The sequence below is a fragment of the Bacteroides finegoldii DSM 17565 genome (genome assembly GCF_000156195.1).
GTDB lineage: Bacteria > Bacteroidota > Bacteroidia > Bacteroidales > Bacteroidaceae > Bacteroides > Bacteroides finegoldii.
The window spans coordinates 45,161-69,783 of record NZ_GG688333.1; the positions used below are offsets into that span (position 1 = coordinate 45,161).

Consider the following 24,623-nt stretch of genomic DNA (forward strand, 5'->3'; position numbering starts at 1 on the left):
GACGGACCTTCTTTTGCCATCTTGTTCAATTGTTCTACGACAACAGCAGACAATTTATCTTTCTTGGCAGGGTCTGTTTGGAATATAATCTGAAGAATGAGTTCTTCTTTCGGATATTTTCCGAGACTTCCGTTACAGCTTACTCCATAAGTTCCACCCTCTTTTTCGCGGATCTCTGCTGTATAAACCATATCTAGAGCCTGGTCAAGGAAGCTGAGCAGGATATTGTTGCGTAGATCGTATTTGCAAGTGCCGCTATATAAGAACATGATGGTAGCCATCGGAGTTTCCTGTTTCTTGGCAAACTCATTCTTGTATTTTCCCTTGCGGATATACATCTTGTTATCTTTGAAAGTCTCTTTGCGGTTGATAGTCGGCAGGCTTCCCAGATACTTGGCAATCATTGGTTTTATTTTTTCCAAATCCACATTTCCTACCAGGTAGAAAGTAAAGTCGCTGGCATCTTTGTAACGGTCTTTGTACATATCAATAATGCGGTCATAGTTGATTTTGTCTACCATGTTTTCTTTCATCTTGATAGCACGCGGATGATTGTTGTATAATGCGCTTGTAATCGTGTCGCTGAAAGCACTCATCGGATTGGCGTCCGCATTCTGAAGTTCAGCTTTCAGTCGGTTCTTATAAGATTCAAAAGCTTCATTATCCTTGCGTGGAGAAGTGAATGTCAGGTAAGTAAGCTGCATCATTGTTTCGAAATCTTTCGGAGAACAGCTACCTGAAATCGTTTCTGTCGTATTGCCGATACCAGCTCCTACGGATGCGCGTTTACCGGCAAGAGCCTTGCTTAAATCTACTTTGCTGAAGTTTCCGATACCGCCTACTAAAGCTACTCCGTTCAATTGGGCAATATCGATGATTTCATCGTTCGGGAATACACTGGTTCCACCGAGGCTTACACCTTTCATTACAATCTGATCAGCTTTGAAGTCAGTCGGTTTCACATATACGGTCACACCGTTGGAAAGTACTAACTTGGTAGACCCATAAATTTCTCCGGCTTTTTCGGATACGATTTTTCCACCTTTAAGATCTTCGGAGATTAACGGTTCATTAGAAACTTTGTCTTCATACGGCTTCAAGTCGAATGACTTCATTTGTTTCAATAAAGCGGTGATTTCGTCTTTAGTAGGATATTTTACTCCTTCTTTTTCCGGACCGGCCAACAGAACCACTTGATTGTTGTCTGTGATAAGTTGTTGCATCATCTTATTGATGGCTTCTACCGGAATATTCGGAGCCATTTGCTTGGTGAGCATATACTCGAATTCAATTCCCGGAATCGGTTCCTTATCAAGGAAGTTGTTTACATATTCGTTAACGTATGAACCGCTTTTTGTCTTTTCACGTTCATTGTAAGCAGATTCTACGCCTTGCATATAATTGGCACGTGCGCGTTCGTATTCAGTAGCGGTGAATCCGAAACGGCGTGCGCGTTCAGCTTCTTCCAATACGGTTTTCATTGCCAGGTCGATACCGTCTACCTTGCTTCTCGCATCCAGACTGAATGCTTCTTTTGTTTTGGCAAGGAAAAATTCTCCATATCCTGCACTTGCGTTGGTGAAAGGAGGGTTGGCTGTCTGGCGAAGTTCATTCAAACGGTTGTTCAACATAGTCATAGCCATGCTGAGCATGTATTGGCTAGCGTAATAGCTAATTGTATTTTTTAAAGAATCCGGGGTAGCTTCATGTTTGAAGAAGATGTTTACAGAAGGATTCTTCACCTCTTTATCAGTTCCGATATAAATAAGCGGTTCCTGGTTGTCTGATACCGGATAGTAGATACGTTCGGCAGGATTTACAGGAGCCTTCACATCTTCGAATACTTTTTTCAATTTGGCTTCCATCTCTTCCGCATTGATATCACCGACAATGACGATTCCCTGTAGGTCCGGACGATACCATTTGGCATAATAATCGCGGATGGCCTGATAAGGGAAGTTATTGATTACGTCAATGCTTCCGATGGGCATACAGTCAGCATATTTGGAATCCGGATATAGCGTGGGCTGTGCATCTGTCATGATGCGGAGTATACCACTGTTACGGCTTCTCCATTCTTCACGGATCACACCACGCTCTTTGTCGATTTCCTTGTCGGCAAGGTTGATGGCATTTGACCAGTCATGAAGGATGAGCAGACAAGAGTCTACTACATTGGGGTTTTCTGTAGGAACGTTACTGATATTGTAAACTGTCTGGTCCACACTGGTATATGCGTTCAGGTTTGTTCCGAATTTGATACCTTTTGTTTCGCACCAAGGCACAATGCCCAATCCGGTTTCATCGCCGGGAAAATTCTTTGTTCCGTTGAATGCCATGTGTTCCAGGAAATGGGCAAGACCACGTTGTTGCGGCTCTTCAAGTATTGAACCCACTTTCTGTGCGATGTAGAATTCTACACGCTTCTCCGGAAGTGCGTTATGGCGAATGTAATAAGTCAGTCCGTTGTCTAACTTGCCAATACGGACATTTTTGTCCACAGGCAGTTGTTGCATCGGTTGTGCAAGTACGGACTGGAAATTGCAGCATATCAGAAGAACTGCAATAAATAATCCACGTAATAAATGTTTCATGTTCTATTTAATTTAAATAAATGTTTCTGAGTAATTTGTCGCAGTGTTTGACGTGAAATCACAAATTGACAGCAAAATAGTTATTTTATAGCTTCTCTTATGCGGACCAGCTTGGTCAACAGACCTTCCAAAAGGTCCAGTCTGAGCATATTGGCACCATCACTTTTGGCTATGGCAGGATTCTCGTGTGTCTCGATAAATAGTCCGTCCGCTCCTACGGCTATACCTGCTTTGGCAACGGTTTCTATCAGTTGCGGCATACCACCGGTAACGCCACTGGTCTGGTTGGGTTGTTGCAAAGAGTGGGTGACATCCAGAATGACCGGATATCCGAATGACTGCATTTCAGGGATACCACGATAGTCTACTACTAAATCCTGGTAACCGAAAGTCGTACCGCGTTCGGTCAACATCACGTTTTTGTTGCCAACTTCCACCACTTTGTCGGCGGCAAACTGCATAGCCAAAGGAGAAAGGAACTGCCCTTTTTTGATGTTAATTGTCTTTCCTGTTTTAGCTGCTGCGACCAATAAGTCTGTCTGACGGCAGAGAAAAGCCGGTATTTGGAGAATATCCACATATTCGGCTGCCATTTCGGCCTCGTCTGCACTATGGATATCCGTTACGGTAGGAACCCCGAACGTGTCGCGTACCTTTTGTAGTATTTTTAGTGCCTTCTCGTCACCGATACCCATGAATGAGTCAAGCCGCGAACGGTTGGCTTTGCGGTAAGAGCCTTTGAATACGTATGGAATTTGCAATGTTTCGGTGATTTTTACTACTCGTTCGGCAATGCGCATTGCCATCTCTTCTCCTTCTATCACACACGGACCGGCCAATAGGAAAAAGTTACCGGCAGGATTGTTCTTAAGTTCTATCATTTTGTTATTTAATGAATTACAGGTTGTCAATCAATATTAGTTCGGAATAATAAGCGTTGTTTTTTCCGGAAGTACTCCCACCTCTAAAGGAAAGTGCTTGGGAAGCAGACGGCCATCTAAATCTACGGATGCGTTTTGTGCCCGAAGTACTTTTACCTTTTTGGTACGGTAGCTTTTCACTACCTTATGATTTAAGATTCTTCCTTGAATCAACATCCATAGTCCGGAAATAATCTGTAGAAATTCCGGACGATAGATTACGGAAACGTCCAACCATCCATTGTAGGGTACGGCACTTGGCGTTTGTCCCCATCCCCATGCACTACCCACACATACGGTCATGATACGTCCGCGGATATGCTCGTCGTTGATGCGTAAATGCATTCTGTATAGTTTTCGTTCGAATATCAAAGAAAACAGGGCTGCAACGTATGACAGGAACTTTACTCCCCAGAAACGTTTGGTCTGGTCGGTGATCTTTACGATTCGTGCACCCAATCCGATATTGACGGCATTGAGGAAATAACGGCGATGGTGTTCTTTGCCGTCATAGAAGTTGCAGTAGCCTACGTCTATTTTCTTCAGCCGATGATTGATGATGCAATCCACTGCCGGTTTGTATTCAGTGCTGAGTCCCCAATATTTAGCGAAGTCGTTTCCGATTCCGTTCGGAATCAGGCCAAGTGCGATATTTTCTTTGTCTTCGGCGTCGGATAGCATAATACCGTTGATGGCGTCATTCAATGCTCCATCACCGCCTACAACGACAATAGTACGATAACCATTGTTGGCTAGAATCTTTGCGAGACGTTCTACTGAACCGAAACCTTCGGATTGTACATAGTCATAATCAACACCTTTGTTGTCCATGTACTCCTTGATCTCTTTCCAGCGCTTTTTTACCTTTCGGGTACCAGCTTTCGGGTTGTAAATCACACCCCATTTGTTCGGTTCTACACTCATATTCGTATTCCTATCCTACTGTATTAAAATCTCACTTTAATAACCGACAAAGATACTAAATCTCTTTCAGTTTTTCTTTTACAAAAGCTATCTTTTCTTCCATTGGAAGTGTCGCATTCACCCAATGAATGTTAAATCCTCTTCTTTCCATGCCTCTGAACCAAGTCATTTGCCGCTTGGCAAACTGGTGGATGGCTATTTCCAAACCGTTGAACATCTCTTCATAGCTCAACTTGCCTATGACGTACAATGTCAGGTATTTGTATTCCAACCCGTAATAGATCAAATCATCCGGTGAAATGCCTTGTTCAATCAAACGTCGTACTTCATCTACCATTCCTTCTTCCAACCGTTGTTTCAATCGGCGGGTAATCTTCTCGCGACGTAGCTCCCGGTCGATATCTACTCCGATAATAAGGCTGTTCAGTGCCGGAAACTCGCGTTCGGGAACCGGATGGATGGCGTAATATTCCTCGATTTCTATGGCGCGAATGGCACGCTTTACTGTATCCACATCGGTAGAGTTATGCAATATTTTGTAGCGGCTTAATATTTCTGTCAGTTCCTCAAGGGAATGATTCGCCAAGCGGGTACGCAGTTCCGGATTTTCCGGTACGGGCATTAGTTTGTATCCTTTCAGTATGGATTCCAGATACATACCTGTTCCTCCACATAAAACGGGGAGACGGCCTTTTTGTTTAATTGATTCGTAAGAAATAAGGAAATCGCGTTGATATTCAAATACATTATATTTATATCCGGGCTCGACAATATCAATCAGATGATAGGGAATCGTATATCCGTTTATTGTATAGTCGGCAAGGTCTTTCCCTGTGCCAAGATCCATTCCCTTGTATATCTGGCGGGAGTCGGCACTGATAATTTCTGTGTTGAGTTCATAGGCCAAAGCAGCAGCAAAAGGAGTCTTGCCTGATGCGGTAGGTCCGAGTATGGTGATTAAATCATAGTCCGGCATAGCTTCATTCTTTATATATCCGCAAAATTACGAAATAAATTTAACCTATCCTGTATACAATTACTTTTTTATGAAGATTAGAGCTTGGGAAATTTGCAGAAAAGGGAGGAATACGTATTTTACTTTAAAGCGAACTATATAGCGTTTGAACAGGAATTTAAATCTGATTATATGATAAAACTATACTTCTTGTCTTTTTTTATTTCTCTGCTACTATGTTTTTTTATTCAGTTTTTATTGTCAATCTGTCAGGATAACAATTAATCCGCTGATTATCAGTGAAAATATAGCTGACAATAGAAACTGATAATAGGCTGACAATAGGAGATGAGACTTTTATTGTCAGCCTGCTTTTTGTCTCTTTCCCAGGTGAATTGTTTGATAAATACGTGGTTATGCGCTTTTGAAATACTGGAAGAATAAGGCTAAGCTGACGGTAAAGTGGTGTTGAAATGCCGGTATTATTCAGTTAGGGTGTCTTTATCTTTAACTCTCCACGACCGTGACGACTTCTCTCCACAGCCGTGGTAGCTTCTCTTCACAGCCGTGAGAAGATCTCTCCACGGCCGTGGTGAATTAACAATGTCGGTGTTTTAATGGAACAATACCGGTATGGTAGAACAAAGATAAAGGCACCTTAACACAGTAGTGCTTGCTTGATAGGGCAAGGATACCCTAATATAAAAGCTATTGAGGAGCTTGAACTGCTATCAATTGTTGATTGTTTGAACTATCCGGCATACCTTTCCGTTTTTATCCACTCCCTCTATGATTATATCTTCCGGTGCGGTACTGTCCGGAGTATAATATTCAATGGTTGCTTTTCCTTCTGCATTCAGTTGCAGTGCTGGATTCCAATAAATCGTACTTCTTAAATCCGAACGCTGCGCATTTTTCTTTTCAGGAGTATCGTAAGTGGGTTGATAGAATTCGACAGAATCGCTGTAGCCTAGCGGAGTGTATGTAATAATGCCTCGCGCGGGTCTTGCAGGAAGATCTTTGCCCTCTTTCAGTGTGATAACAATGGCGCCTGCCGCACCACGAGAACCTAATATGGCAGCGTCCGCTCCACGAAGAAGGCTCAGACTGGACATATCGCTAGTCTGTATCATAGTCAGGATATCATTGTCGTCTTCATACACAACGTCATCAATAACAATGACGGGTTGTTCGGGATTGTTCCGGATATGTATCTCATTGCCGTTTGTCACACTGACTCCCGGAAGTCTGCTGACTGCATCGAAGGCTGTCTGTGCACCATAATTCTCCAATTTATCCCCTTCGATAGTGTAAGTGTTGATACCTCCTGTGTATATACTCTCCGAACCGGGCTTTTTACGACTTCCCGTGACAAGTACTTCTTTCAGGTTATACACCCTCATACCTCCTTCCATATAGTATTGGTCACGTGTGTTGAGCAAATAGTCTTCCATAAAGGTTGCTGCTTCATTACGGAAAGGTGACTTTGGGGAGGTTGCCGGATATTTAGGAGTATCGATTTCTATGTCTACTCCGGCAAATCCCCTTTTGGTACGTGCCTGTACGAGGAAAGTTGTACTATCTTTGAATGATGTATTCACGATAAATTCTCCTTTTTCGTCCGTAGTAGTGGTAGCAACAATCTTTTGTTTGGGAGCTAAGACGCAGATAGGACCTTTTTTCACATTACCTCCAAAGAACCCTTTGATTCGTCCACTGATCGTTTGCCCCTTTTCTATGTAGTTGGCTAGATTCAAAGAAGGTGGAGTTACTACATTTTTGATATGATGTCTGCGCCACCCGTGTGTCATCATTAAGAAGTCCAGGGTACGTAGAGTTCTGAGATCTTGGTGGAGAAAATAATATCCGGGATTTTCCACATAACCTTTCAGATCGGAAGTCAGGAGAAGGTTTGATACGATATTATCTGCAAGGGAATCCGGCCGGATACTTCTCCGATCGGTAATGCTGATAGAAAAACTTCCTTCTATAGGATTGCCGTTATGATCTTTAGCTGCGATTTGCAGAGATACCTTTTCTCTTTTTCCGTATGTCGGTTTGTCGGGAAGGATTTGCCACTGATGTGGATTACGGTCGGGGATGAAAACCAACCGCTCACTAAGCGCATTGCCCTGTTGGTCGATAAGCATAAAATGAGTGATGCCGACATGAAACAGACTGTCATTCATTCTTCCGAAAGGCCTGTTCGCATTGATTGGTTGCAGAATAGCTAATTTGCCACGAGTATGTGCTATTAAGAATAACCTTTCAGGCCATTCGGTTGTACTTGTTTTCTGAATTTCATAACGTATTTCCTTTTTGTGGTGCGTCATAGAGAGGGTAATTCCTTGCTGTTCGACAGCGGGAAGATTGAATCGCTTGCTGATACCATCACCGGATTTGGCAATTACATAGTAGGAATTTCCATCACTTGGATTTAAGGTGAAAACTCCCATGCCATCGTGCTCGGAACGAAAAACGGTCAAGGTGTCTCCTTGTGAGTTGAACAGGAAACCTTCTATTTCTTTTGACAGACCGTCCGCTCCCTGCGCTTTGAAAGCTATATTCTGGTGGGGGACAGCTAATAATGCACCGCCTTCCGGGAAGAATTTGATATCAAAATCTTTTGTGAATGAAGGCAGGTAGAAGGTTTTCTTATAGATGTATTGGGGATCGTCAAATTCTACTATGATCTGTCGGGTGGCGGCAAGTTTTAAATCCGGCAGGGAAATAGAAATAAGACCATTCTCGTCTGTCTTCCTTTTTCCTTTGTCTTCCACTTTGCCATTTTCGATATAACGGTAACGAATCGTTGTATTGTTGAACGTTTCCTGAGTATTGCTGGTAAATTTTATTTTAGCGGTGTAATGTGTTTCATCTTCCTGTTGATATTCAATGGTGGAAACGATTGTATTATCAATCGAATTACCGATCTTCAGATTGTGAGAATAAAAGAATTCCGGTTCTTGGTTAAGCATCCAATTACTGTATCCTCGCAGGTAATAATCGCCTGCAGGGAGCGTGGGAGGAAGTGAGAAGGCATTATGGAATCCTAAGGAATCTCTGCGGATCTTTCTCCGTTCTATGATCGAGTCGGAACGATTGACAAGTTCTGTAATGATGAAGTTACTTTGTGTATTATCCTGATGTGTGACAGCATTTACCAAATACCCTTTAAACCATATTTTCTCCCCTGCTCCATAGAAAGGTTTATCCAGGTGCAGATATAGTTTCTCCTGAGGTACTTTTTCCAACAGATTAAAATGGGCTATGATGGTATCTTGCATGTTTTGTGCAGATACGGTTATCGATACTGAGGAAATACACAACAGCATTCCGATGAGGAATGCCATTGAACTTTGATTGATAGAAAACGTAGTCTTGCTTTTCATACTGTGTGCTTTACATTTACGACTTATGTGTCCAAATGGAAAAAATCTTCTTTCTGACTGTGAGTATATTGATTACAGATACAACGAGGAATAACAGAATTCCCATACTGACGGCTACCCATAATGAACCTGTTTCCAATTGCGGGAAAAGTAATTGGATACTGTTGAGGTAATAGCCACGTAACCAGTAAACTAGTCCGATGGATAGGACAAGTACGACAATATTTAAACCTACCGTGAGTAATTGATAAGGCAATGCCACTCTGTTGGGACTATAACCGATTAATAATAAGCTTTCCAATTTTGTGGTGTTTTTCTGTAATAACAAGAAGATACTTAGCATTAATATATAGAATGAGAGAATGCTGATAAATAAACCTACTCCCAATACTATTCCTACAATGAGGCGGAGAAAATAAGTGGTCTTTCCTGCATCTAGTTTTCCGTCTTCTGTTTCATATCCCTTTTTCTGGAAGTAACCGGCAATGGAAGAGTCGGCAGGGTTGTTGACTTCTATGATTAGTCGCGAAGGTTGTGCCTCTGCACCCGGAGCGAAGTTTTCATTAGCCCATTTCATAAATGATTGCGGCACGAGAATGGTGTTCAGACGATTGGAAAAGCCGACAATGTTTCCTTTGTATTGTTCTACCCGTCCGTTGCCTCGCATCATTATGTCCATTTGGATAAGGCTCATCAATCCTTCCGAGAGCTTGGGCAGATTGCGGCTTTGGGCAAATCCGAAATTATACAGGTTCAGATAATTGCGGGGAATAATGATAGGGATTGTATGAGTGGATTCGTCAAAATGCCATTTGTCGAGTTTGATGTCGACAAACTCGTCAGGAACTGATTCGAAAAACATATCTGTGGAAAGGTGGATTCCTGCTTCCTGCATTCCTAATCCGGCTGATACCTTGAATTGTGAAGGAGTGAAAGCTCCTATTGTTTTAGTAAACGGCTGTTTTTTCAGGTCGGTGATGTCTTCGGCTGTGAATGTATTGCTTTTTCCTGCGAAAGACCCCAGCGTGCTGATCTTCTTTGTAGCTATGATGAAATCTTTTTTCATAAAGCTGTCTCCTTCGGTGAATACCGGAATCACATCCTTATAGAATTGCACACTAAGCAATACAATCATCATTCCGAATAGGTTGGCCAAGAAGAAACCGGCCAGCTGGCCGATACTGATATGTTGGCGGAGGAGTTTCCAGACAAGAGCAGACATTTTATTTACGATTTTACAGATTACAATTAACGGTTCGAAAGAGTGTGATAGTATTTTCTTATGAGACAGCCGGTCATAGTTGGAAGATGTGGTCGTAAGGTAAATCAATATGCTTACCAATGGAAGTTGCGATGACTCCGGCTCCTTGCCTTTCAACTTCGGCTGTGATAATTTCTCCCATGATACGGCTGTTCTCATTGTCCAGATGGCTGATCGGCTCATCCAGGAAAAGAAAATCGAACGGTTGGCAGAGTGCACGGATAAAAGCAACGCGTTGCTGCTGTCCGAAAGATAGTTTACCGACTTTTACATTGATTTTATCTGCAATACCCAACTGCTCGAAGTATGCGAGAACTTCCTTCTTCTTTTTATATCCGGTAAGGTTGTTTTTCAGTTGTACGTTTTCGAGAGCGGTAAGTTCGGTAAAGATGCGCAAGTCTTGAAAAAGCATACTCAATGAATGTTTTCTCAAGTCTACCCATTGTTTCACGGAGTATGCTTTGATATTTGTTTCATCGAAATTGATAATCCCTTGATAATCGTTTCGATAGCCATAGATGTAACTGCACAACGAGGACTTACCGGTGCCGGAAGCTGCTTCAATCAGATACATTTTTCCTTTTCGGAAGAAAAGATCCTGATGCCATATATCCGAGACTATCGAATTACGGTCAGCAAACACTTGGGGAAGTGTTTGCTGTAAGTGAATACTATTCATACCGTTTGTTTACAGATTATATGCCGGCAAATTGCTTGGCAAAGTCAACGATTTGTTTAAGAGCATTGACATCTTTATCTTTCAGGCAAAGGTCGATTTCGCTGGTTTCACCTTCTGAACTGATAGATAGATAAGATACTTTGTTGGCTAATTCAAGGTAAGTCTTTACTTCCTTGCCTCCGAAACCTGTTATCATTTTAACAACGGGCAGGTCGAGTATCGCTTCGGCATTGATAGCCATAAATACGGTTTTACCCTTCATGTCAGAAGCATAAGGAGTATCTTTGATGGACTTGTCTACTGCTTTGCCGACATTTTTGTAGAGTAACTCATCATTCGTCGCATACATTTGTTTGTCCTTGATTCCATAGAATATATTCATGCTTTTTGTTTTGTAGACATATTCATCTTTTCCAAGTTCCAGAATGTCTTCACCTCTTTTCAGTCCCAACGACTGCTTGTTCTTATAAAGAGTTTCAAGCGCATTTCCATTTTTGACATCAGCGTATACCATAAAGGTCGGAGCGCTGCTCATCGTGAAATTGATAAGGCCTCCGGAAACATCTCCATTGAATGAACTGAATAATTCTTTCACTTCGTCGGCTTTGGCAATGGATACCGTGTTGCGGAATTCTTTATTTTCGCTTAGCAGATTATAAAGTCCTTCTCCTTTCACTCCTATATTGCAAAACATTAGTGTGGAAGCAGGGAAATATTTGACAAAAGTATTGTTGGCTTTCCCGAAAGATTCCATTTGCTTTTTCAGTAAAGCTTTTACAGCGTCGTTCTCGGTATAGTTCTCTGTCTTGAGGGCAATCTTGCCTTTCTCAAAATTCAATCCTCCCACAAGAGTAATATCTTCTGGTTTTACTTCGGCAGGTAGCCCCATGCTTACTTGATTGCGGTAATTGGAAGGAATGGCTGTCATGGATGCGAAGAAATTAATGTCGTTTTTCTGCTTTTCCATTTTCTGGAAAGCTCCGGATTTTGCGATACTGTTCTCTGCTGTCTGTTTCATTAGAGTAACAATGCCTTCTTGGGCTTTTTCGGTCTGGGAAGCTCCGTTTACGTCGATGATCATCACAGTGAGGTTATTGAATACAAGCAAATCTCCGTTTGTTGTCGTAAAACTGTATCCATCGGCTTCGCTCACCGGCTGGCAGATCTGTTCTTTTGCCATTACATCCAATGAAGCATGCAAATTGTCTTCGTTGCTCACTTTTCCTACGATAGTGGGGTATGGGAAAGAAGAGGAAGAGAATACATAGACCGGAGATTCCACGTCAATTCCCGATTCACTGGGGTTTTTCATAATCTTCTCCAATTGTTGGAAAGTAGCGGCGTTCATTCCACTCTTCAGTGCTTCCAATATTTTTTGTTTGGCAGCTTCATTTTCTTTATCGTCCAATCCGGCTTTGCTTGCGAGGGATTTGAGGTTGATAGAAGCAACTACCGAAGCATCAGCCGGTATCACATTTGTGTACTCTGATGTCTTGGAGCATGCTGCCAGAAAAACAATCAGTACTGCCAGTACCGAGAGTCGTGAAATCATTTTCTTTACCATACTTATGTTATTTAAAAGTTGTATAATCATCTATTCAGTCGATTGCTGTGTTATTGGTTTTGAAGATTCAATATATGACAGGCTGCCAAAGCGGCTGTCTCCGTACGAAGCCGTGATTTGCCCAGACTGATTGGGACAAATCCTTGTTCAATGGCTTTCTTTACTTCCTCTTCGCTGAAGTCTCCTTCGGGACCTATCAGGACAAGCGCGTCTTCTCCGGGTTTGAGAATGTTTTTCAATAAAGGTTTGTCGCCTTCATAGCAATGTGCGATAAACTTCTGTCCTTTGAACTCACGGGTAATGAACTTGTCAAAATCGGTCATTTCATTCAGCTTCGGCAATCGTGCTTTGAGTGATTGTTTGATGGCCGATATGAGAATCTTTTCGATTCGTTCGGTCTTGATAACCTTACGTTCCGAGAAACGGCAGTTGAGGAAGGTTAATTCGTCAAAACCTATCTCGGTGGCTTTTTCTGCAAACCATTCGTTACGGTCCATATTCTTTGTTGGTGCCATGCCAATGTGAAGATGACAAGGCCAGAGCGGCTCCTGAAATACGGTTTCTTTGATAGCCACCAGACAACGCTTGTTGGTCGCTGCCGTAATCTCTGCTTTGTAGAAGTTCCCTTTACCATCCGTAAGGGTGATTTCATCTCCGATATTCAACCGTAAAACACGGATGCAATGTTGTGCTTCCTCATCGGGCAGTTCGTTACTTTTCTGTATATCGGGAGTATAAAAAACGTGCATAATGTTAATTACTGATTATTGTTTCTTGAATTAATCTGGTCCCGTATCCGGGCAGCCAGCTCGTAGTTTTCCTCTTTAATGGCCTGTTGCAATGCTTCTTCATCCGATATTCCCTCATCATTTATCTGTCCGGAACGAGTTCTTTCTTCTCCCGACAGGTGCAGGCATTCTTGTTCAAGAATGGATTCATAGATAAGAATCGGGCAATCAGCACGTACAGCCAATGCTATCGCATCCGAAGTACGTGCGTCGATTCGTATAATCTCGTTGTCTTTTTTAAGATAAATATAGGAGTAGAAAATACCGTCTTTGGCTTTATAAATCAATACACGTATCAAGCTTGCCCCTAGTACGGTGAGGCTTGTAATGAATAAATCGTGTGTCAACGGACGGGGAGTTTTCACTCCTTTCAGGTATAAAGCGGTGGCTTGGGCTTCTGCCGGACCGATGATGATAGGCAATTGCCGCTCACCGTCCACTTCGCCTAACAGCATGGCAAATGCGCCTATCTGTGCCTGACTGTTTGTAATATTTATAACTTGTAATTCTACCTTTTTATCCATTGTTTTTTCTTACTTAATTAGTTTTGACTTTCTCGCTGGTGTTTGTATTTGAATACTAAAGCAAACAAAACACCTATAACGAGTGCATAAGCTGCAAATATCAGCCAAATATCTGTCCACTCGCGGCTTACCAGCCTGCCATCGGCATATACGGAGAATGCGTCCACCACAGCGCCGCTGGCATATCCGCCGATAATCGCTCCCAATCCGTTGGTCATCATAAAGAACAGTCCTTGTGCGCTGGCACGAATGGAAGAATTGGTTTCTTGTTCAACAAACAATGAACCGGAAATGTTGAAGAAATCAAAGGCCATACCGTAAACAATCATAGAAAGGATGAGCATCCAAAGTCCGGAACCCGGATCTCCGAACCCGAACAGTCCAAACCGGAACACCCAAGCGAACATACTGATCAGCATTACCTGTTTGATTCCGAAATGTCTCAGGAAGAAGGGGATAGCGAGAATGAATAATGTCTCGGACATTTGTGATATGGATAACAATATAACCGAATGTTTCACTCCAAAAGAGTCGGCAAATTCCGGAATGCCGGCAAAACTACTCAGGAAGAGATCTCCATAAGTGTTGGTGATCTGTAGTGCAGCCCCCAAGAGCATGGAGAATAGGAAGAAAATAGCCATTTTCTTTCTTTTGAACAACACCAATGCATCCAGTCCGAAAGCTGAAAGCCATGATTTGTTTTCAGATTTGGTAGGTCGGCAAGCCGGTAGGGTGAATGAATAAAGGCCGAGCAATAGCGCGGAAGCACCACCTACATAAAGCTGCGCGCTCGAATTCTTGAAACCGGTAAGGTCTACCGCCCACATGGCACAGATAAAACCGATAGTTCCCCATACACGGATAGGAGGGAAGTCTTTGATCAGATCGCATTTATATTGTTCTAATGCATTGTATGAAACAGTATTGGCGAGTGATAGGGTAGGCATATATACCAGCAGATTAAGTAACATCGCCCAATACATATGATCGTAGTCCGTTGCTGTAGAGGCGTAGAAAAGGCAAGCGGCTCCTATGATATGGCAAAGTCCGTATAACCGTTCTGCATTAAACCATTTATCGGCTATGATACCGATGATACCGGGCATTACTAAAGAAGCGATTCCCATAGTGGCGAAAATGGCACCGATCTGTCCTCCTTCGAAGTGGAGTTCTCTGCCCATATAACCACCTAATGATATTAACCATGACCCCCATACAAAGAATTGCAGGAAGTTCATAATAATCAAACGAACTTTTATACTCATGACTTTTTAAATTTGTGTTTCTCTTTCTCGTTGATAGTTGATAATAGATGCAAATATAATATTTTCATTGGATAGGTGAACTAGTAATCGGAGAAAAAGGTACAAAAAAAAGAAGGCTATCTATCCCAGGTAGCTTATTTTGCTCTATAACTTTCTGAATATCAAATGCAAACTAAGGTAGCTGAGTCGAAAAATCGCATATTAGCCTACATGAATACAATTAATAATCAAATTTTCGCAAAGACGGATGTATATAGTTTACAACTTCTAAAAGGTTAGAAATGAATTATTTTTGAAAATCCCCCCCCCCTATACAGAGCAAATTTCCTTCCTTGCCACTTCTGCAAAAAAACTACATAATCTATTAATATTGAGCATTTCATCTCTATGTAATAGTTTTATGGTGAAAGTCCAATAGCTGTACTATACCTCGAAAATAGACTGTACAATCAAACGTAATCAATCATAATAACATCACAACTTCCTGTCGAAAGCAGGTATGATGTAATTGGTGATCCTACCCTAGCTGACGCAATACTGGACAGAATTGTACACTCTGCACACAAGATTGAACTTACTGGAGATTCTGTAAGAAAAATAAATGCCAAAAAGAAGTAACATCTGTGGTAGATAATTATAACTAAAACTGACCCGGGTTAAAATGCATTTTTCTTTTCATAAATCCAATGTTTTTTTTGATGGATCAATTGGGAATATAATAGTGGGTCAACGGGCTTTATATTTTCCAGGGGGCATATCTATTTTGAAGGACAAATTCATGAAGTGACACGCTCCATCAGCGGTTACCGTAAACCATCAACAGCCATTTATTAGGAAGAGTGTTCCGATGCCAATATCAGTGTGACACAGGTGGTAAATTACTCCCTGTTCGGTACTTACTATCTGGGTGATAAGATCAGTCATAATGGGGTTTTCTATACCTGTCTTTTGGAGAATGGATACAAGTTCAACGACATACGTATCCCGCTAGTCAATGGCTGGAAGGAAATAGAAACGCCATCATGGCAGCCCGTGGAATATCCATTATGGAGCGTGGTCGAATATAGCGGAGAGTTTTACACGTTGACGACACTTGACAGCTTTGACAGCAACCTCGACCCAATAGTTTCCGACAATTGGGGTGCCGTCGCAGATTATGATCCGGCATACAACACATATGAACTTTCGGATCACGAGTATGTAGTCTACAAAGGACGGGTGTTCAGTCCAGAAACAGACGTAAACGCAGATATTCCACAAGCAGGACAACATTTTGTGTTACATGACCCACGTAATTCTAACCTTAAGAGGCACATGGTAAGACTGGCTGTTTATGAACTTACAAAACTCATAGCTCCCAATAATGTAAGTGTTGTACGGATACGGGATTATGAGGACAGCATGAAATGGCTTAACGATACGGTCCGCTTGCGGCTCAGCCCACAAATTCTCCGTAAGCTTGATGAAATCAAAAAGCCAGTTACCGATTGGCAACTGGCTACATTGCAGACTGACTATAATCCGCATCGCAATCCATGGTTTATATGAAATCTTTAACATTCATGCATCTTGCAGATGATGCTGTGGATTGTATGGAACCATAGTCCCGGATATTATTTATTTTCCTGCAAGGTACAGATACTGACCCTGTTCCAGTCAGGTTCAGAGAACATATCCCCTATGCCTTGTCCTTCCGCAGTAATGCGTGAGGCGGCTATCCGGTATTTCTTCGTAAGAATGGATTTGACTGACTCCGCACGGGCACGGGCTATTCTTTCGTTCACCTCGATACTTCCTTCCGGTGAAGAGTATCCTTTGATCACAACCTTGGATTCAGGATGCCTGTTCATATAGGAGGCAATCCGTTCCACATTGGGGAGTTGTGAGACGTCAACCTTGGAACTACCCTGGCGGAAAGTTACAATAGACTCCAGTGTCTTGGCTTTTTCAATAACAGTTTCAATGACCGGTTTCTTGTTCTGACATTCAGCCAGCTGCTTCTGGAGCATGTCCGCACGGCCAACTGCTTCCTCTGTCTGTTTACGGCTGTCCGAAAGTTGGCCACGCAGACTGTTTACACTTGCATTCAGGTTGTCCACCTCTGTCTGATTATATTCCTTTACGAGGGTGGCATGGTGCCTGCCGGAACTTCCCTTTATATAATAAGTAATCCCTGCGAGCAGTTCAACACGTGCATTATTGGCATTGAAACGGCTCTTGTGTCGGTTAAAGTCACCTTCCATATCATATACCAATGATGGTTTCAGACTGATTGCCCACGCTTTTTCCTTCCCTATATTAAAGTTGAAGTCCATTCCCAGCCGTGTACCCCAGGAATTATCATCCCCCGTACCGTTGACGTAGCCATGAAGCCAGCCTACTCCAACTACGGCTTCCATTTCAAATGTCCGGGGTGTTCCAGGATAACCACCGAAAAGATTCATCATATTAAACTTGCTTAAAAGCTCAACATTCGAAGCGTCAAAAGCCGTTTTACTACTGCTTGTATTGATATACCCCATGACTGAAGTCCCCAGGCTCAGAACTGGTGTTATCCGTTTTGATAATTCAATGCCCATAGCAGGGCGGGAGTTCTTCCAAAAAGAGCAGTGTGTCATCGGAGTGGTCACGCCACCATTAATTCCGACAGACCAGTTGTCCGTAAATTTAATACCTTTCAATAATGTCTGTCCATTTGCAGCCAGGGCAGATGCTCCAAGCATACATAAAATCAAGATGTTTTTTTTCATCAATTCTAGTTTTTAATTAAACATAGGGGAATTATCCCGTTTTATCAGTATATCTATTCGTTTTAAAAATAAAGACAAGATATCAATTATATCCATAGTCATTTCAAATGTCTGAATATAGTTCCTGTATTCTTTATGTATTTTACACAAAAAGGTAGCGGAACAGCATACAAGTTTCCTTATCTTCCAGAATTTTCCTCTCTTTTAAATTCTTGTACAACTGCTCAACAGATTTCATTCCTATACCGGGTATTCGGCACAGCGCATCAAATCCGTTATATTTTATAAAGCGTAAAAGATCCTCAAGCTGATAGATATTGTATTTTCTAAGCGCACGTAACACCCTGAAATTTATATCCAAATTTCCTAAAGGTGTAATCAACAGGTCTACACATTCCGACGGAATATCCTGTTCCCTTACAACTATCACTACATTCTTGAAATTCTGTCCGCCACACTCTTGGGAATGTGTCAGGAGTGCCGCATAATTCCGGCATCTGATATATACACGGTCCAACTCTTGTTTCCATTCAGAATAAGGTTTCCATTCCAAATGAACCTGCCTGCTCGCTTTTTTATACATATATGCCAGATTCCTGGGGGCAACACCTGTTTTCTTGGAAACTGTCTGTACATCTATCCCGGTAGAAAGAGAGTAAAAAACATCCCGCATCTGAGAGTCCTTTATCACTTCTGCCATTTCCTTGACAACCTCTCTGTAGACTGGTATACAGATCTTCGGCAACTCCACACAGGAAAGCCCTGACTGCTCACAGACCAGACCGGTATTTAAATATTTCATAGTTTCTCCGTTAAAATGTAATTATAAAAATCCGTTCATTTCTTATTTTTTTCTCTCAATAGGGTGGGAGGCATCCCGTACATTCTGCGGCAATATGCCGTAAAATGGGAAGGTGAACTGAAACCTAACCTGTCGGATATTTCCTGAAAGGAAAACTCCGGATCACAAATCATTTCCAACATTTGTTCCGCCCTTTTCTTCTGCATCCATTTATAAGGACTTTCCCCGAAACAGGAGTGGAACTTCCGGCTGAAGGAGCGTTCGGAAACATAGTATAAATCAGCGAATTCCTTGACAGAGTTCACTTTCTTATAGTTTTCCATGACAAATTTCTCAAAACGTTGTCTGATGCCGGTCGATGCGGAAAAGAACGCTGTCAGTTCTTTCTTTGTATAAAAGCCCTTCAACACCAAAAGCAGTTCCTGCTGCTTCAGCAAATGCATATGTTTACAAAGCAACCTTGCCTCCAGATACATTCCGACAGAATCCAGCACTTCAGCAAGAGGCTTCCTGACGGGAAGAATAAAATTATCAGCCGTTCGGTCCTCCCCTCTGGCAGACAACGAGCCCAAAAACAATTTGTCACATACACTCATGTTCCTGTCCCAAAATAAAAGCATACATTTCGAACCGGTTATAGACTTCATCCGGGTTCCTATGTTTTGTGGAATGAACACCATCTGGTTCTGTAAAATTCGTAAACCTTTATATTTACCCAGATCAAAAATCACATCACCTTCAATCATAAAAAGAGTACACGACGACTTGCTATTATCAATCCGGTATACCTCATCCTTCTCCAGTTGCTGACAAGTAAATCCTACATCCGAATTCATCTGGTAATTCAGACAGGATAAATGTTCATTCAGATATAGTAATTTCATATTTCTTATTTTTTATTACAACAAAAATCAAGACATAGCTGTTTTTGTGAAAACAGACAATTTCTCAACTAAAACAGACAAATTAAATACACAAAACATATACTGGTCAATCAATCGGTCTTTGATAGGTCATTGGGACATAAAGAGTTTTGGAGGTTATAAGACCATGCATTTTTATGACTGACTACCATCCGATGGTATACCGATTCCTAAAACAGTATTCATAAAATATGTCTCTGAGTTACCAAACGCTCGTGTAAAAGTGATATGAAACAAAGTTCTCACAATATTTATTTCGTGAATATATGACTATAAAAAGACACCAAAATATGATACGTTACAGAAAAATACAACAAGATTTTTTACTCCGTGCAAGCAAAAGCTCACACGGAGTATGACTTATTCTGGCAAATACTTTTTGTAGTCTTCCTGCACATCCGGATCAATGACCGGACGTACGGAATAGGTCATGCAACGCCTGTAAACAGCGCTTGTATTGGAAGTAGGCGCCCAACCGGCAGGACCTCCAGTGGAATTAAGCAGATAACGCCCTGCATGAGTATCGCTTCTGGCTTGTGCCACGGCGAAAATGACTTCATTACCCCCAGACTTGCCATCTGTAAAACTGCCGTCATAAATACTTCCAGGCAGCGGTGTGTTAAGGCCGGAACGACTTGCATAATAATATGCGTATCTCAAAGTCACGGCCTCTTTCTGTGACATAATCCGGAATCCGTAAGGAGAAGGGTCAAATACGGTTTTCCCGCCTACATCCTCCGGACTCCCTGTCTGGGAAGGCCGGTTCCATGGATACAGGAACACCCAACGGTCTTTGAAATAACTAACCAGCCCATGCGGGAAACATTCATACTGCCAGAAACTTTGATGAGAGACGATAGCGTTTGGATGTTCGATGCTCTGTTTCATCGTAAGAGCAGCCCCTCTCGCCTGCTGAGCATCTGTTTTTCCATAATCCACATCATTTCCTCTCTGTTCCCAAAGGAAATCAAATAGCTTGCCACTGCCGTCATAAAAGTTTTTATTGACACGAACATCATGTGCCGGGAACGGGTCTTTCCTGCCCCATTGATATTGCATACCAAATTCCCTATATGCATCTGCACTATACTGTGATTGGACCCTTTCGTACGCTCCCAACAGATGCGACATCAATTGAACCGTTTTCGGACCATCACCTCCCTGACTCGCAACATCCAAGACTGTCGGATAGTTGTCAACAATCCAGATATGCCAGGACCAGAGTGTCGGATTCCCCTTGATCCTGCCAGATTTAATTTCTATCAACACATTTCCCGGAGTCTGCCCTGGCTTGACATAAATATATGATCCCGGACCGGAACCTCCCTGTTCGGACAATTCACTGAGTCCCGCTTTTTCTATATCATTATGTCCGCCAGCCTCTTTAATGTCCGTCCACACGATATTGACTCTCCAATCATCATCTGCATCCAACTTATTCAACATAAAATCCTCTTTGCTACCGGGAAGTCCCTGCTTACCACTCAAAACAGCGTCATGGTCCAGAAGCTTTTTGTAATACTCATAGGCAGTATTTACCCGGGAAACAGGAATAAAGATCCCTTGCTTTGCTCCCGCTTTAAGCATATATGTATTCGCTTCAGGCTGTACAATTCCGGAAACCAGCTCCAACTCAAATTCTCTTTCCGGAAAAAGACCATCAGGGGAATAAATCTTGAATTTCGCCTTACCGGAGTAAAGACGCGGAGACGTCATATCGTCAACAGCTATGAAAGGCACAGGTTTTCCAGAAAGGGAAGGATCCTTCTCATAGAAAAGCGTAAAGTCTTCTATCACATTACCAGCATTGTTGTCAGACAAAGCCGAAACCAACTCAATTTTGTATTCGCTGTTGGCTTTGACATAATATTGCTTCTGTTTGCCATCCATCAGATAGATACTGTTATTGGATACCAGCAATGACTGATGCAGGAATTTGTCAAAAAAGGGGATAGCATTATATTCTTTCTGCAAGAGGCTGAGTTTCCCCGACGCACTTCTACCGGTTTCCGCATGTGTGACGGTGAAAGTATAAGTGGTATTGAAATTATCGAAATACTCCGTATTTCCTGTAATGTCGGGAGCCGTCACCGTGTACTTCCATATTCCCCCGGCAAGTTGACCCGCTTTCTCTATCTTGAATGGATTGGCGGCTTCAGCATGGAATACGGGTTCCAAATCATGCGGTTCTGTCTTTACATAGAAAGTAACCCTGGCACCTGCCTCTTCCGCCGTAAGCGTCCGCCCGTCTTTCGTTGTCACCTTATCCGCCTGCCCATAGCTCTCGCCATACTGATTGACCTCAATAAACTCCAGCGGTCGGCTGCAGGCCTCGTCCGCAAAAATCTGTAAGGTGACATTGATATCCTTAGACTGCTCAAAGCCAAGAAACCATTTCATACGCCCCGCCTTCACATAAGCGGCTTTCAACGTATTCTGAGCATCTTCCGGCTTTTCCGGCCACCTTCGGGATGCATCCACATGCTCTGTGACCGTAAAGGTCACGGTTTTCTCATCCGTCGGTGCGGTCTTATCCGGATCCGAAGGTTTTATAGAATAACTGATCCATGCAGGCAGTCCCTCTACCGTAAATCCTTCCGGCCAGGAAGTCTGCACTTTCGCCGTCAGGCTGCCTCCCTCCCTATAAAAAGTGAAATGGTCGGCACTGACCCCCAGCATATATTGCCCATCATACAATACATCAGACATAGTGGACTCGTTCCATACCACAACATTGTACATAATGTTGGCGGCCGGTCCTTTCCTAGCATCCTCTTCCGTATCGAATCCCGGACCACCTACAGCCTTGATATTCACCAGATAACGGTAGTTACGCAGCAAGGGAAGGTACTCGTATGTCGCATCAGCCTCGGCTCCGGTACGTTTCAGGTAGTCTATCCGGAAGAAAGTTTCCTTGTCAGGACGGCTCTTATCTGCACCGGTCAGTCCGACAATGATATAAGGACGTTTCAAGTAATTTTCCGTATTATTCTCAGGAAGAGTCTCTCCGTTGGCTCCTTGCGTGGCAGCCGTCGGCACATTGACCGCCTCCGGAACATATACCTCACGTAACAAGATTTTCTCATCCACTATGGAAGATGTTTTATCAATCTTTCCTGTCACAGCCGGAGCAGGATCAGGAATAGAAGGCTGTTTCGCCTTTCTATTGGCCTCATCCCAGTAAATCCCGTTCTCGAACGGAGAGACCCGTCCCGTCGTATTGGTATTATAAAAAAATACTTTAGTCAGCGTTATCCCTTCAATCCCTCCGGCTTTCTCGTCGAATGTAGAAGCCCCTTCCGATATGTTGCTCAAGTTAAGTCCCACATCCACACGTGCCACGGCACGGACCAGATAGACAGTTCCAAGTTTGGGAACGGCACCGGCACTGTGATCCACCCTGACTGGGTCCGAGGCACCCCACATCGGCAACTCCCCGTCTTTCCATATCCCCTTGTCCGGCATGGAGAAAGTGAAAAGTTGCATGACTTCCTCCCGTGTCTTTCCAGTCAGTCCGTCTGCGTCTGTATTAGCTGACCGGGTGACATTGGCCAGCATCACGAATGTACTGGTATCGCCTGAAGGAGTATTTTTCGCCAACAAGGTCATGGTACCCTTGTCTTTCTTGTCAGCCGGATTACCGGAAGGAATATAGGAGGTCACTTTGGCCTCATATGAAAACTTGTTGTCCTTGTCAAACACAAGTACCCTAATCCTCTCCGCTGCCGTGGAATTCTCCCCCTCCGGTGTAAGGGACCGTGTCAGGGGATTTCGAAGCCCAAGTCCTTCGACAGACATGCTGACAGACGTCCAGCCTTCCCTGACAGGCATTTCTGTCCCGCCGTTTCCATACTTATCGAAGGGATCACTGCACCCTTGCACGAGAGGGATTCCCATAGATATCGCCAGAAAAGCGACTATCAAAGTGTAATGTTTGATTCTCATATGTATCTATTCTTTAAACTGTTTTTCTTCGTGATGGCATGACTGACCATACCTTAGTTACCAGGGGATAGCCACCTCCGTATCCTCCCATTCGTCCACAACTATGTCATATTCCATATTTCCGGGTCCTTTCAGTGTGGCGAAGACACGGTAAACCGTATTACGCCGGATGTTGTAATAACCCTTATCATTCTCGGAAAGATCCGGATTATAGAGTTCGATCCTATACGGCTTATCGGGGGTTCCCATCCGATAATCGACGGATAAGACCAAGGTCAGCGCCCCCTCTTTCCCTTTCCCGTAGACTCCCGGAGCCACATAGATGTAGCTAGGTGTCTTACCCATATATGGAAGCAGTCTTTCTTTGCATTTGGTCACAAAAGCGGATTCTCCGGACCCCTCGTTGGCACCGTCATGGAAACTGGCTCTTTCCGGTAATAATAGGGGAGTCCCCGCATAATCTACTCCTCTCATATCCGGATTACCCCCACCAGTTGCCGTATATTCCCCGGCGGAAGGCAGGACAGAATAACCGCTGACCTCATTATTCAGAGAGAGTTTTGTCACTTTGGAAAGAGGTAACAAAGGAGACAGATAATTCCCCCTGTCATCAACTGTTGTAAGTATGAACTCAATACGGGCATGCATACGTTCCAGAAGTATGCAGGGAGAAAGGGTAATCCTATTATTACTAACTACATTATCCGGAACATGGAAGTTACACTGCCCAGTCATGGGAAGATACTTCCGGTTTTCTCCTTTCAGATCGTCAGATGTGAAAATTTCGGTCTTTTCCATTAATTGCTTCGGATCAGGAATTGTATGTCCATTCCTGATTTTTTCCAATCCGGATTCACAATTAACCAACAAAACAAAATTATAATCGCCTCCCATCAACTCCAGGTCCAAGGCTATATTGGATTCGCCTGTATTCACTCTACCCATCTCTCTCATCTCAAAATGCTCAATGCCGGTTATACCCGCCAACGGGTTGGTTGTTCCTTGGGAATAATAGAAAATAACTTTTTCCGGAGAGCTCTCCATATTCTTAAAAGCGAAGAGAAGAACATGTTTAACAGTTTTCTCATATTCCTCTGCACCGATATAGTTCTCTTTCCACTCTCCGGATGAACGTACAGACGCCTTTGTCATCTGAGAAATACCGGTTCCTCCATTCATTTCCGCCACAATCCGGATGGGAATACCCGAAACTGACTTTTCTAACTCTTCCGTATCAGACGAACATCCGGTCAATTGTACAATTGATACACAGGCCACCATCAACAGCTTTATCACAATTCCGTATTTCATTATCTATCATTTTTATAATAATACCA

The 24,623-nt window shown here is 42.9% G+C and carries 17 protein-coding genes and 1 pseudogene; 2 read left to right on the forward strand and 16 right to left on the reverse strand.

The features are described 5' to 3' along the window. The 11 genes from BACFIN_RS02725 to BACFIN_RS02675 form a co-directional block, all read right to left on the reverse strand. A partial coding sequence (locus BACFIN_RS02725) for a M16 family metallopeptidase (RefSeq protein WP_007757298.1) occupies positions 1-2,594 on the reverse strand: 2,594 nt, incomplete at its 3' end. Between the two features lie 80 nt (positions 2,595-2,674). Beyond that, entirely contained in the window at positions 2,675-3,475 is an 801-nt protein-coding gene (kdsA, locus tag BACFIN_RS02720) for a 3-deoxy-8-phosphooctulonate synthase (protein ID WP_007757300.1), read from the reverse strand. Between the two features lie 36 nt (positions 3,476-3,511). Beyond that, on the reverse strand, positions 3,512-4,438 hold the full coding sequence (locus tag BACFIN_RS02715) for a diacylglycerol/lipid kinase family protein (protein WP_007757301.1): 927 nt from the start codon (positions 4,436-4,438) through the stop codon (positions 3,512-3,514). Between the two features lie 55 nt (positions 4,439-4,493). After that, on the reverse strand, positions 4,494-5,414 hold the full coding sequence (gene miaA, locus BACFIN_RS02710) for a tRNA (adenosine(37)-N6)-dimethylallyltransferase MiaA (RefSeq protein WP_007757303.1): 921 nt from the start codon (positions 5,412-5,414) through the stop codon (positions 4,494-4,496). A 710-nt stretch (positions 5,415-6,124) separates the two neighbouring features. Next, positions 6,125-8,785, reverse strand: coding sequence for a TonB-dependent receptor plug domain-containing protein (locus BACFIN_RS02705; RefSeq protein ID WP_007757306.1), 2,661 nt, complete (start codon positions 8,783-8,785; stop codon positions 6,125-6,127). 16 nt (positions 8,786-8,801) lie between these two features. After that, complete coding sequence (locus tag BACFIN_RS02700) at positions 8,802-10,007, reverse strand: hypothetical protein (RefSeq protein ID WP_007757308.1); 1,206 nt, start codon at positions 10,005-10,007, stop codon at positions 8,802-8,804. Between the two features lie 73 nt (positions 10,008-10,080). After that, on the reverse strand, positions 10,081-10,725 hold the full coding sequence (locus tag BACFIN_RS02695) for an ATP-binding cassette domain-containing protein (RefSeq protein WP_007757309.1): 645 nt from the start codon (positions 10,723-10,725) through the stop codon (positions 10,081-10,083). 16 nt (positions 10,726-10,741) lie between these two features. Beyond that, positions 10,742-12,289 carry a DUF4836 family protein gene (locus BACFIN_RS02690; RefSeq protein ID WP_022274908.1) on the reverse strand — a complete coding sequence of 516 codons (1,548 nt, stop codon included), beginning with the start codon at positions 12,287-12,289 and terminating at the stop codon, positions 10,742-10,744. Positions 12,290-12,339: 50 nt separating this feature from the next. Further along, on the reverse strand, positions 12,340-13,038 hold the full coding sequence (locus tag BACFIN_RS02685) for a 16S rRNA (uracil(1498)-N(3))-methyltransferase (RefSeq protein WP_007757311.1): 699 nt from the start codon (positions 13,036-13,038) through the stop codon (positions 12,340-12,342). 8 nt (positions 13,039-13,046) lie between these two features. Next, positions 13,047-13,601: a bifunctional nuclease family protein gene (locus BACFIN_RS02680; RefSeq protein WP_007757312.1), complete on the reverse strand. Its 555-nt coding sequence runs from the start codon at positions 13,599-13,601 to the stop codon at positions 13,047-13,049. 17 nt (positions 13,602-13,618) lie between these two features. Continuing rightward, positions 13,619-14,866 (reverse strand): nucleoside permease, encoded by a 1,248-nt coding sequence (locus BACFIN_RS02675; protein ID WP_007757313.1) that lies wholly within the window; start codon positions 14,864-14,866, stop codon positions 13,619-13,621. A 459-nt stretch (positions 14,867-15,325) separates the two neighbouring features. On the opposite strand from BACFIN_RS02675, the pseudogene BACFIN_RS22040 reads away from it, so the two are divergent. Together BACFIN_RS22040 and BACFIN_RS21015 are read left to right on the forward strand one after the other, a co-directional pair. Further along, positions 15,326-15,484, forward strand: a pseudogene (locus tag BACFIN_RS22040) (ATP-binding protein); the annotation flags it as partial. Between the two features lie 243 nt (positions 15,485-15,727). Then, on the forward strand, positions 15,728-16,414 hold the full coding sequence (locus BACFIN_RS21015) for a hypothetical protein (protein WP_007757314.1): 687 nt from the start codon (positions 15,728-15,730) through the stop codon (positions 16,412-16,414). Between the two features lie 65 nt (positions 16,415-16,479). Here BACFIN_RS21015 and BACFIN_RS02665 read toward each other — a convergent pair whose 3' ends face one another. The 5 genes from BACFIN_RS02665 to BACFIN_RS02645 all read right to left on the reverse strand — a co-directional run bounded on the left by BACFIN_RS02665 (position 16,480) and on the right by BACFIN_RS02645 (position 24,597). Further along, positions 16,480-17,616 carry an OmpA family protein gene (locus BACFIN_RS02665; protein WP_007757316.1) on the reverse strand — a complete coding sequence of 379 codons (1,137 nt, stop codon included), beginning with the start codon at positions 17,614-17,616 and terminating at the stop codon, positions 16,480-16,482. Positions 17,617-17,758: 142 nt separating this feature from the next. Further along, positions 17,759-18,418 (reverse strand): hypothetical protein, encoded by a 660-nt coding sequence (locus BACFIN_RS02660; protein ID WP_007757323.1) that lies wholly within the window; start codon positions 18,416-18,418, stop codon positions 17,759-17,761. A gap of 35 nt (positions 18,419-18,453) precedes the next feature. After that, positions 18,454-19,302, reverse strand: a complete 849-nt coding sequence (locus BACFIN_RS02655) for a helix-turn-helix domain-containing protein (RefSeq protein WP_007757324.1) — start codon at positions 19,300-19,302, stop codon at positions 18,454-18,456. 399 nt (positions 19,303-19,701) lie between these two features. Continuing rightward, entirely contained in the window at positions 19,702-23,286 is a 3,585-nt protein-coding gene (locus BACFIN_RS02650; RefSeq protein ID WP_007757327.1) for a BACON domain-containing protein, read from the reverse strand. 57 nt (positions 23,287-23,343) lie between these two features. Beyond that, a complete protein-coding gene (locus BACFIN_RS02645) occupies positions 23,344-24,597 on the reverse strand; it encodes a hypothetical protein (protein WP_007757329.1) in 1,254 nt (417 codons plus the stop codon). Between the last annotated feature and the right edge of the window lie 26 nt (positions 24,598-24,623).